This is a genomic window from Amycolatopsis thermophila, assembly GCF_030814215.1.
GTDB classification, from domain to species: domain Bacteria; phylum Actinomycetota; class Actinomycetes; order Mycobacteriales; family Pseudonocardiaceae; genus Amycolatopsis_E; species Amycolatopsis_E thermophila.
In genome coordinates, this window is record NZ_JAUSUT010000001.1 from 5,179,393 (window position 1) to 5,190,273 (window position 10,881).

Below are 10,881 nucleotides of genomic sequence, written 5' to 3' on the forward strand. Positions count from 1 at the left end.
TCGTGCTCCTCGAAGTCATCCGGCGAGCGCGCGGCGCACCGCGGCGATCACCTTGTCCTGGGTGGGGTAGATCTGCTTCTCCAGCGCCGGGCTGAACGGCACGTGGACGTCGTCGGTGGTGACGCGGACGACGGGTCCGCGCAGGTCGGTGAAACAGTCCTCGGCGACGCGCGCCGCGATCTCGCTGGCGGCGCTGCAGGTCCGGTTCGCCGGGTCCACCACGACGCAGCGGCCGGTGCGGCTGACCGATTCGAGGATCGTCGGCCAGTCCATCGGGACCAGTGTGCGCGGGTCGATGACCTCGACGCTGATGCCCTCGCCCGCCAGTGCACGTGCCGCCTCCACCGCGAGGTAGCAGCCCAGGCCGATGCCGATGACCGTCACGTCGGTCCCGGTCTGCCGCACCGCCGCCGAGCCCAGTGGCACCAGGTGGTCGCCGGCCTCCGGGAGCGGACCGCGTCCCTTGCGGCCCCACAGGTTCGCGTCCTCGAAGCACAGCACCGGGTTGTCGTCGCGGATCGCGGACTTGAGCAGGCCGAGCAGGTCCGGCGCGGTGGACGGCAGGATGATCTTCAGGCCGGGCACGTTCATGAACATCGGGTACGGCCGGTCGGCGTGGTGGCCCGCCGTGCCGCCGTGGTAGTACAGCGCCGCGCGCACGACGACGGGCAGCGTCGCCTGGCCGCCGAACATGTACCGCGCCTTGGCCAGCTGCGACACGAACTGGTCCATCGCGCCGAACACGAAGCTGGCCACCGTCAGGTCGACGACCGGGCGCAGCCCGGCCATCGCCGCACCCGCCGCGACGCCGATCGAGCCGGCCTCGGCCAGCGGCAGGTCCCGCACCCGGGACGGGCCGAAGGTCTCCAGGGCACCCGCGGCCGCGCCGAACACGTTGGCGCGCAGGTCCTGTCCCATGAGGACCACGCGCTCGTCGCGCGTCATCTCCTCGGTCTGGGCGCGGTTGATCGCCTGCAGGAAGCCGAGCTGCTTCGCCCTGGTGGTCGTGGCGGTCACGCGGTCACCTCCGACGGTGCGTAGAGATCGGTGTAGGCCGCTTCCGGCGGCGGCAGGGGCGACTCGCGCGCGAACTCCACGGCAGCGTCTACTTCGGACTGCACCGCGTCGCGCAGGGCACGCAGCTCGTCCTCGCCCGCCGCCCCCCAGCCCAGCAACCGGTGGTGGAACAGGGTGATCGGGTCGACGGTGTCGAACCAGCTGTCCACGGTCGCCTGGTCGCGGTAGGGCTGCGGGACGACGAGCCCGTAGGCGTGCTCGTGGAACCGGTAGGTCTTGGCCTCCACCAGGCTCGGCCCGTCACCGGCTCGCGCGCGGGCCACCGCGTCCCGCGTGGCGCGGTAGACGTCGAGTACGTCCTGGCCGTCGACGACCACGCCCGGCATGGAGTACCCGGCGGCCCGCGTCGCGATGTCGGGGACCGAGATCGATTCGCTCGCCCGGACGCTGACCGCGTAGCCGTTGTTCTCGCAGAAGTAGATCACCGGCAGCTTCCAGATCGCGGCGATGTTCATCGACTCGTGCAGCACGCCCTCGTTCGCCGCGCCGTCGCCGAAGAAGCACAGCGCGACCTGATCGCTGCCGCGCACCTGGGCCGCGAGGCCGGCTCCGGTGGCCACCGGGATCGCGGATCCGACGATGCCGGACTCGCCGAGGCTGCCCACCGAGAAGTCGGCGAGGTGCATGCTGCCGCCCTTCCCGCCGCAGACGCCCGTCGCCTTGCCGAGCAGTTCGGCCATCAGCGCGCCGAGCCCGGCGCCCTTGGCGATCGGGTGCCCGTGCGAGCGGTGGTTGCCGGTCATGTAGTCCGCGGTCGTGGTCGCCACGCACGCGCCGACCACCGCGGCCTCCTGCCCGATGGACAGGTGCACCATGGCGGGCAGTTCGCCGGCGTGGAACAGGGCGATGGTGGCTTCCTCGAACAGGCGGACGCGCAGCATCCGCCGCATCATCTCGAGTGCGAGGGTGTGGCCGTCCGGGCCGGCGAACTCGTCCGGCAGGGCCGCGGGATCGGTGCCTTCAGTCATGCGGGAGACCCCTGTCGTCGTTGACCTGACTGCGAAAGCGCATCGTCAATCTATGTTCCGGCTCCCGCGGAAGGCAATAGTCAACGTAAACGTTGACGCAGGAGCGGCTGCGGGCTACCGTCGTTGTCAACGCCAGCGATGACGCAAGGGAGCGGCGGATGACAGGCAAGCTGCACGACGCGCTCGACGCACTGGCCCGGGGTGGGTTCGTCGTGGTGACGGACGCGGCGGACCGGGAGAACGAGGCCGATCTCGTCCTCGCCGCCGCGCGCATGACGCCGGAGAAGATGGCCTTCCTGCTGCGGCACTGCTCGGGGATCGTGTGCGTGCCGATGACCGGGGACCGCGCCGACGCGCTCGGGCTGCCGCTGATGGTCCCGGACAACACCGAACGGCACCACACGGCCTTCACCGTGAGCGTCGACGTGCTCGAACGCACCACCACCGGGGTGTCGGCCGGTGACCGCACCGCCACCGCCCGCGCACTGGCCGACCCGGCCGCCCGCCCCGGCGACTTCTCCCGCCCCGGCCACATGTTCCCGCTGCGGGCGCACCCGGACGGCGTACTCGGGCGGACCGGGCACACCGAGGCCGCCGTCGACCTCGGCCGGCTGGCCGGGCTCGACCCGGTCATGGTGATCTGCGAACTCACCCGTCCCGACGGCGAGATGGTCCGCGGTGCGGACGTGCGCGAGTTCGCGCGCCGCCACGACCTCCCCCTCGTCGGCATCCAGGACGTGATCGACGCCCGCCGCGACGGCGAGGAGACGCCGGCCGTCCCGCTGCCCACGCCGTACGGCGAGTTCACCGGGCGGGTCGTGCGCACCCGACCGGACGGCGGCGAGCACCTGGTGCTCTCGCTCGGCGACCTCTCCGGCGACGAGCCGGTGCTGGTGCGGGTGCACTCCGAATGCGCCACCGGGGACCTGTTCGGGTCGCTGCGCTGCGACTGCGGCGAGCAGCTGCGGGCGGGACTGGCGGTGATCGCCGAAGCCGGGCGCGGGGTGCTGGTCTACGAGCGGGGGCACGAAGGACGGGGCATCGGGCTGACCGACAAGTTCCGGGCCTACGCCCTGCAGGACCGGGGCGCCGACACGGTGGACGCCAACCTCCGGCTCGGCCACCCGGCCGACGCGCGGGACTTCGCCCCCGCCGCGCGGGTCCTGGTCCGGCTGGGCCTGCGCGCGGTCACGCTGCTGACCAACAACCCGGACAAGGTCGGGGCGCTGCGCGCGGCCGGCCTGCGGGTCACGCCCCGTCCGCTGCGCACGGTGCCCGCTCCGCAGAACGTCCGGTACCTGCACACCAAACAGACCCGGCTCGGGCACGACCTGGCGCTCGGCGACGACCTCGCGCCCACCGGCACCGGTGACGGGCGGCAGACGTGGTGACCGGGACGCGCGAGGTGACCCCGGACCGGTTCCGGGACGTCATGCGGCACGTGCCCACCGGGGTCGCGGTCGTGTCGGCGCTGGGCCCGGACGGCCCGGCCGGCCTGGCCGTCGGCTCGTTCGTGTCGGTGTCGCTGGATCCGCCCCTGGTCGGGTTCTTCGTCGCCCGCACGTCCACCACGTGGCCGCGGATCGAGCCGATCGGGCGCTTCTGCGTCAACGTCCTGGGCGAGGACGGCGAGCACGTCTCCCGGGCCTTCGCGGTGTCCGGCGGCGACAAGTTCGCCGGCGTCGGGTGGCGCCGCTCGCCGATGGGCTCCCCGGTGCTCGACGGCGCGCTCGCGTGGTTCGACTGCACCCTGCACTCGGTCAGCCAGGCCGGTGACCACGTGTTCGTCCTCGCCTCCGTCCACGACCTGTCGGTGCGCCCCGCCGGGCGCCCGCTGATCTTCTGCCACGGCACCTACCAGCGGCTGGGGTCCCGCCCCGGTCCGCGAACCTGAGGGAAAGGCCTGAACCTCGATGCGAGTCGGATACACGACCATCTTCCAGGGCGGTGGCGACCCCGCCGACGACCAGCGCGTCTACCGCGACGAGCTGCGGCTGTGCGAGCTGGCGGAGCCGCTGGGCTTCGAGATGCTCTGGGGCGTGGAGCACCACTTCACGTCGTACACGATGTGCCCGGACCCGGTGCAGTTCCTGTCCTACATGGCCGGGCGCACGAAGAACATCCTGCTCGGCTCGGGCGCGGTGATCCTGCCCTGGCACGACCCGGTGCGGGTGGCCGAACAGGTCACCATGCTCGACCTGATGTCCGGTGGCCGGTTCCTGTTCGGCATGGGACGCGGACTCGGGCGCATCGAGTTCGAAGGGCTGCGCATCCCGATGGACGAGTCGCGCGCCCGGTTCGTCGAATCGGCCGAGATCGTGCTGCGCGCCCTGGAGACCGGGGTGCTGGAGGCCGACGGCAAGTACTACCGGATCCCGCGACGCGACCTGCGTCCCCGGCCGGTGAAGTCCTTCCGCGACCGGCTCTACGCCGCCGCGGTGTCACCCGAGTCGGTGCGGATCATGGCCGACGTCGGCGCCGGCATCCTCATCAACCCCCAGAAGGACTGGGAGGAGGTGTCGGAGGACATGCGCCAGTACCGGGAGCAGTTCCGCGAGCTGAAGGGCACCGAGGCGCCCGCGCCGATGGTGACCGGCTGGGTGTGCTGCGACAAGGACCCGGTCAAGGCCCGTGACATGGCGCAGCAGTACATCGGCGGCTACTACGAGTCGGTGATGTCGCACTACGAGCTGGGCGGCCGGCACTTCGAAAACACCCAGGGCTACGAGTACTACCGGCGGCTGGCGTCGTTCATCCAGAACAAGGGGTCCGACCGGGTCGTCGACAACTTCATCGAGCTGCAGATCTACGGCACGCCCGAGCAGTGCTACGAACGGATCGTCGACATCCGGTCCAAAGTGGGCAACGACGGGTTCAACGCGGTGTGCTCGTTCTCCGGCATGACCTACGAGATGGCCGAGGCCAACATGCGGCTGTTCGCGAGCGAGGTCATGCCCCGCGTCAAGGAGCTGCCGCCGGTGGACTTCGCCGCGCTCGAGGCGGCGGCGTCGTGACGCCCGCACCGGTGGTCGTCGCGGACGGGTTGCGGTTCCCGGAAGGTCCCAGCTACCTGGGCGGCGGCGCGCTCGCCGTGGTCGAGATGAAGGGCGAGGCGGTCAGCCGCGTCGCGCCGGACGGCACCGTCACCACCCTCGGCGACTGCGGCGGAGGGCCGAACGGCAGTGCGCTCGGCGCCTCCGGCGAGGTGTACGTGGCGAACAACGGCGGACTGTCCGTGGCGGGCAACGGGTACTGGCACGCGCCGCGCCAGTTCGACGGGCGCGTCCAGCGGGTCGACCCGGACGGCACGGTGACCACCGTCGGTGGCGAGCTGCCCGGCCCGGCGCCCCACCGGCCCAACGACCTGTGCTTCGGTCCCGACGGCACGCTCTACGTGACCGACAGCGCCAACTGGGAGGACCTGCGCAACATCCGGCCCGGTCGCGTCGTCGCGATCGGACCCGACGGCAGCCGGCTGGGCGCCGTCGAGGTGCCCGCGATGCCCAACGGGGTCGCCTTCGGACCCGACGGCCGCCTCCACCTGACCCAGTCGCTGACCCGCAAGGTGCTGGCCTTCGAGGTCGCCGGCGGCACCTTCGGCGAGCCCGGGGCCGTGGCCGAACTGCCCACCGGGTCACCGGACGGGCTCTGCTTCGACGGCGACGGCACGCTCTACGTCTGCGGCAGCATCGGCAACGCGATCTTCGTCTACGCCGGCGGCGAGCTGAAGGAGACCATCGAGACCGGGGAAGGCACCCAGCCCACCAACTGCTGCGTCGGCGACGACGGCCGCCTGTACGTGACGTTCTCGCTCTCCGGGCACCTGGTCGCCTTCGACCTCGGCCTCACCCCCTGGACGCCGCACACCGGCTCCATCACCGCACGGGAGGACTCGTGAAGCTCGCCCTCATCTACGAGCTGCCGGTACCGCGGCCGTGGGGCCCGGACAGCGCGCACACGGCGTTCGAAAACGCGCTGCAGGAGATCGAGCTGGCCGACCGGCTCGGGTTCCACAGCGTGTGGACCGTCGAGCACCACTTCCTGGACGAGTACTCGTTCTCCTCGGCCCCGGGCGTGTTCTACGGCGCCGTGGCCGCCCGCACCCAGAACATCCGCATCGGGCACGGAGTCCGGCTGCTGCCCTTCCCGTACAACCACCCCGTCCGCGCCGCCGAAGCCGCCGCCACCGTCGATGTGCTGTCGAAGGGGCGCCTGGAGTTCGGCACCGGCCGGTCGGGCACGCGCATCGAGATCGAGGGGTTCGGCATCAGCCCGCCCGACACGCGGCCGATGTGGGAGGAGGCCCTGGAGGTCATCGTCGGCGCCTGGACCGAAGAGGAGTTCAGCTGGGACGGCAAGTTCTTCAAGCTGCCGCCCCGCGGGGTCGTGCCCAAGCCCTACCAGCAGCCGCACCCGCCGATCTGGGGCGCGACCTCCAGCGCCGAAAGCCACGAACTCGTGGGCCGCAAGGGCCTCGGGCTGCTGTCGTTCTCCGTGGCCATCCCGCCGGAGGCGCTCACCAAGCGCATCGGCCGCTACCGGGAAGGTCTGGAGCAGGTCCAGCCGGTCGGCAAGTTCATCAACGACCGGGTCGCGACCTTCGCCCAGGCGCACTGCGCGGAGACCACTGGCCAGGCGCACGCGGACGCCCGTGAGGCCTTCCCCTGGTACATCCAGACCTCGCTCAAGACGATCGCCGAGCTGGGCGCCTGGCAGGAGGGCACGAACCTGGGCAGCTACGAGTACGCCCGGAAACTGCTCGGCGGCATGCAGCTCACCGACCTGACCTTCGACTACCTCGTGCAGAACGAGACCGTGCTGTGCGGGGACCCTGACCACTTCCTGTCGATGTGCCGGCGCTACGAGGCCGTGGGTGTCGACGTCCTGCTCCTGCTCGTGCAGTCTTACAACATCCCGCACGAGAAGGTGATGCGCTCCATCGAGCTGATCGGCACCGAGGTACTGCCCAAGCTGTCGTGACCCCACCGTGCTGCACAAGGGAGTGCGCATGACCGTCCAGCAGAACTCGCGCATCGCGGACTGGATCCGCATCAACGCGGGCACCGTTCCCCACCGGGCCTGCTTCGTCACCGACACCGCGTCCTACACCTTCCGCGAGGTCAACAGCCGGGTCAACCGGATCGCCTGCGCCCTGCGCCGCATGGGCGTGGGCAAAGGCGACCGGGTGGCGCTGTTCGCGACCGACTCGCCGCAGTACGTCGAAACACTCCTGGCCTGCATGAAGCTCGGCGCGGTGTACGTGCCGCTGAACTTCCGGCTGGCGCAGCCCGAGCTGGAGACGCTGCTGCGCACCGCCGAGGCGAAGGTGCTGTTCTTCAGCGACCGCTACACGCCGATGGTGCGCGCGCTCGACGTGCCCGGCCTGAAGGTGGTGATCGGCTACGACTCCGCCTCCGGTGACGAGTCCTACGAGGACCTGGTCGGCGAGGGCGACGACGTCGAGATCGACACCCCGGTGGCCGACGACGAGCTGGTGTGCCTGGCCTTCACCAGCGGCACCACCGCGCTGCCCAAGGGCGTGATGCACTCGCAGCGCATGGCCAAGCACATGGTCATGCAGTGCATCGTGGAACGGCGGATGACCAACCTGTCCTTCCACTACTCGGCCGCGCCGCTGTTCCACGTCGGCGGCATGCTCTACACGCTCGCCGGTGTCGCACGTGGACACACCTCCCTGGTGCTGCCCGCCTTCGACGCGCCGACCGTGGCGCACTGGATGGCGCACGGCGGGCTCGACGGCGTGTTCCTCGTGCCGACGATGATCGACACACTGCTGCACGAGCCCGCGGTGATTACCGGCGACTTCTCCCGGCTCGGGTCGATCGGGTACGGCGCCGCACCGATGTCGCCGTCGCTGCTGCGCCGCGCCATGCAGCGGTTCTCCTGCGACTTCATGAACATGTTCGGCGCGGGCACCGAAGCCGGGTTGCAGACGGTGCTCACGCCGGAGGACCACCGCCGCGCGCTGGCCGGTGACGAGCACCTGCTCGGGTCCATCGGCAAGGCCGGCATGGGCGTGGTGCTGCGGCTGTGCGACGACGACCTCAACGACGTGCCCGACGGCGAGGTCGGCGAGATCGTCACCCGCGCGGACGCGGTGATGTCGGGCTACCTGAACCAGCCGGAGGAGACCGCGAAGGTCCTCGTCGACGGCTGGTTCCGCGGCGGCGACCTGGCCTGGCGGGACAAGGAGGGCTACCTCTACCTCAACGGCCGCAAGAAGGACATGATCATCCGCGGCGGGGAGAACATCTACCCGGTCGAGATCGAGGACGTGCTCTGCCGCTACCCCGGCGTGCGCGAGGTGGCCGTGGTCGGCGTGCCCGACGAGCACTGGGGCGAGGTGGTGCGCGCGCACCTGATCCTCGAGGACGGCGTGCGGCTGGACGTCGAAGCGGTGCGCGCCCACTGCCGCGCCCACCTCGCCGGCTACAAGGTCCCGGCCCGGTTCCGCGTCGAGACCGACTTCCCGCGCAACGCCAGCGGGAAGGTCCTCAAGCGCGAATTGCGTGCGGTCTAAGGTGGGACCGTTGGCAGACGCCCCGCACAGGCGCGGGTACCACCGAGGGGGTTGGATCGCTAGTGGCTGCGCCACGTCGACGCCGCACCGCGGCACCCGAACCGGCGAGCGACATCGCCCGGCGGCGCATGGAGCGCCGCCAGGCGGGCGGGCGGCGCTCGGACGCGCGCTGGGAGGAGATCCTGGCCGGCGCCGGGCGGGTGTTCGCGCGGCTGGGTTACGGCCGCTCGACGCTGGAGGACGTCGCCGGCGAGGTCGGCATCAGCCGGGCGACCCTCTACTACTACGTCGGCACGAAGGAAGAGCTGCTAGTCGGGTTGCTGCACGACCCGATCCAGCTGATGCGCACCCGCCTCGACGAGGTCGCGGAGCTGCCGATGTCGGGGCCGGACCGCCTCGAGGCGGCGCTGCGCGAGTACGTCCGCACGATGTCCGAACTGCCCGAGTTGTTCATCTTCCTGAGCGAGAACGTGCACCAGGTGATGTCCGGGCCGGAGGCCGACCACATCCGGGAGAACGCCGACCGCTACGGGCGGACGCTGGCCCAGGTCATCCGGTCCGGCGCCGAGGCGGGGGAGTTCCGGTCCGACATCGACCCGTCGACCGCGGTGCTCGGCATCATCGGCATGTTCAACTGGATGCACCGCTGGTACAACCCCGCGGGCAAGCGCAGCCTGCAGGACTTCGGCGAGGTGTTCATCGAGATGGCGCTGTCGGCGCTGGCCCCCAAGGACTGAGCCGGGGGCCGGCGTGACCGGCCGGACGGCACTGGTGACCGGCGGTGGCCGGGGCATCGGGGCGGCGGCCGCGCGGCGGGTCGCGCGGGAGGGCGTGGCGGTGGCGATCGCCGACCGCGACGCCGGTGCCGCGGCGGCGACCGCGGCCGGGATCCGCGACTCCGGCGGGTGCGCCCTGGCGATCGAGGCCGACGTGTCCTGCCCGGACCAGGCCGCCGCGGCGGTGGCCGAGGCCGTCGAGTGGGGTGGCGGGCTGCACTTCGCCTACAACAACGCGGGCGTCCCCGGCGTCCGCGCCCTCACGGCCGAGTACCCGGACGAGGTGTTCTGGCGGGTGCAGCAGGTCAACCTCGGCGGGGTGCTGGCGTGTCTGCGGGCCGAGCTGCGGCACATGGCCGCCGCGGGCGGCGGGTCGATCGTCAACGCCGCCTCCGGCGCGGCGCTGGCCGGCGTGCCCTGGTCGAGCGCCTACGTCGCCAGCAAGCACGCGATCGCCGGGCTGACCAGGACCGCCGCCGTCGAATACGCCGCGCGGGGCGTCCGGGTGAACGCCGTCGCGCCCGGCCTGGTGCGCACGGAGCTGGTGCGTGGTCTGGACGACGACACGTTCGCCGCGGCGCACCCGATGGGCAGGCCGGCGGAACCGGAGGAGGTGGCCGAGGCCGTGTGGTGGTTGCTGAGCCCGGGGGCGTCGTTCGTGACCGGGGTGGTGCTCCCGGTCGACGGCGGGCTCCTGGCGCGCGTGCCGGGACTGTCGTGATCGCGCCACGACCGACCGCGCAGGAGTGCAAGGTCCTGCCCGCCGCGGCGCTCCGAGACCGGCTGGCGCTGGTCACGGGCGCGGGGTCGGGCATCGGCCGGGCGGTCGCGCTCCGGCTGCTGGAGCTGGGCGCGTCCGTCGTCGGCGTCGGGCGCCGCGCGCAGCGGCTCGCGGAGACCGCGGAACTGGCGAAGACCAGCCGCTTCCGGTACCAGGCGCTCGACCTCCGCGACCGGCCCGCCGCGGCGGAGTTCGTGGCGGGGCTGGGCGGCCTGGACCTGCTCGTCAACAACGCCGGCGGGCAGTTCGTCGCCCCGGCGGCGGAGATCTCACGCCGCGGGTTCGATGCGGTGACCGACCTGAACCTCACCGCCCAGGCGTCGCTGCTCCTGGCTGCCCGGCCCGGTCTCGCCGCGCGGGGTGGCCGGGTGGTGAACCTGTCGCTGTCCGCCCCCGACCGCGGCCTGCCCGGCCACGCGCACTCCGCGGCCGCGCGCGCCGGGATTGCCGCGCTGACCCGCTCGCTGGCGCGGCGCTGGCGGGCCGAGGACATCCGCTTGTTCTGCCTGGCGCCGGGCACGGTCCTGACCGCCGGGGCCGGTGAGGAGCTGCCGGCCGGCGACCTGGCGCGCATCGTCGCGCGCACGCCGCTCGGGCGGGACACCACGCCCGGCGAGGTGGCCGAATGGGTCGCCGCGCTCGGCTCCGGTGCCGCCGACGCGGTGAGCGGTGCACTGATCGAAGTGGACGGTGGGGCCGGCCTGGTCGCCGCGGCCGCCCTGCCCGGGTAGGAGGTTT

11 protein-coding genes are annotated in these 10,881 nt (G+C 72.1%); 9 read left to right on the forward strand and 2 right to left on the reverse strand.

Annotation, left to right across the window (positions count from 1 at the left end; all coding sequences use genetic code 11):
* Positions 1 to 15: 15 nt before the first annotated feature.
* Entirely contained in the window at positions 16 to 1,017 is a 1,002-nt protein-coding gene (locus tag FB470_RS25375) for an alpha-ketoacid dehydrogenase subunit beta (RefSeq protein ID WP_306995485.1), read from the reverse strand.
* Complete coding sequence (locus tag FB470_RS25380; RefSeq protein ID WP_306995487.1) at positions 1,014 to 2,045, reverse strand: thiamine pyrophosphate-dependent dehydrogenase E1 component subunit alpha; 1,032 nt, start codon at positions 2,043 to 2,045, stop codon at positions 1,014 to 1,016. The genes FB470_RS25375 and FB470_RS25380 overlap by 4 nt, the downstream gene beginning before the upstream one ends.
* Before the next feature lie 158 nt (positions 2,046 to 2,203).
* Between FB470_RS25380 and ribB the strand changes: the two genes are divergently transcribed.
* The 9 genes from ribB to FB470_RS25425 all read left to right on the forward strand — a co-directional run bounded on the left by ribB (position 2,204) and on the right by FB470_RS25425 (position 10,874).
* Positions 2,204 to 3,436, forward strand: coding sequence for a 3,4-dihydroxy-2-butanone-4-phosphate synthase (gene ribB, locus FB470_RS25385; RefSeq protein WP_306995488.1), 1,233 nt, complete (start codon positions 2,204 to 2,206; stop codon positions 3,434 to 3,436).
* Complete coding sequence (locus tag FB470_RS25390; protein ID WP_306995490.1) at positions 3,433 to 3,939, forward strand: flavin reductase family protein; 507 nt, start codon at positions 3,433 to 3,435, stop codon at positions 3,937 to 3,939. Before ribB ends, FB470_RS25390 begins: the two co-directional genes overlap by 4 nt.
* Positions 3,940 to 3,958: 19 nt before the next feature.
* Positions 3,959 to 5,059: an LLM class flavin-dependent oxidoreductase gene (locus FB470_RS25395; protein ID WP_306995492.1), complete on the forward strand. Its 1,101-nt coding sequence runs from the start codon at positions 3,959 to 3,961 to the stop codon at positions 5,057 to 5,059.
* Positions 5,056 to 5,943, forward strand: coding sequence for an SMP-30/gluconolactonase/LRE family protein (locus FB470_RS25400; protein WP_306995494.1), 888 nt, complete (start codon positions 5,056 to 5,058; stop codon positions 5,941 to 5,943). Before FB470_RS25395 ends, FB470_RS25400 begins: the two co-directional genes overlap by 4 nt.
* Positions 5,940 to 7,025 carry an LLM class flavin-dependent oxidoreductase gene (locus FB470_RS25405; RefSeq protein WP_306995496.1) on the forward strand — a complete coding sequence of 362 codons (1,086 nt, stop codon included), beginning with the start codon at positions 5,940 to 5,942 and terminating at the stop codon, positions 7,023 to 7,025. Before FB470_RS25400 ends, FB470_RS25405 begins: the two co-directional genes overlap by 4 nt.
* Before the next feature lie 28 nt (positions 7,026 to 7,053).
* On the forward strand, positions 7,054 to 8,586 hold the full coding sequence (locus FB470_RS25410) for a class I adenylate-forming enzyme family protein (protein ID WP_306995498.1): 1,533 nt from the start codon (positions 7,054 to 7,056) through the stop codon (positions 8,584 to 8,586).
* A gap of 62 nt (positions 8,587 to 8,648) precedes the next feature.
* On the forward strand, positions 8,649 to 9,323 hold the full coding sequence (locus tag FB470_RS25415; protein WP_306995500.1) for a TetR/AcrR family transcriptional regulator: 675 nt from the start codon (positions 8,649 to 8,651) through the stop codon (positions 9,321 to 9,323).
* Between the two features lie 13 nt (positions 9,324 to 9,336).
* A complete protein-coding gene (locus tag FB470_RS25420; protein ID WP_306995502.1) occupies positions 9,337 to 10,083 on the forward strand; it encodes an SDR family NAD(P)-dependent oxidoreductase in 747 nt (248 codons plus the stop codon).
* The gene (locus FB470_RS25425; protein ID WP_306995504.1) at positions 10,080 to 10,874 is read left to right on the forward strand and encodes an SDR family NAD(P)-dependent oxidoreductase; all 795 of its coding nucleotides are present in this window, start codon (positions 10,080 to 10,082) and stop codon (positions 10,872 to 10,874) included. Before FB470_RS25420 ends, FB470_RS25425 begins: the two co-directional genes overlap by 4 nt.
* Positions 10,875 to 10,881 lie beyond the last annotated feature (7 nt).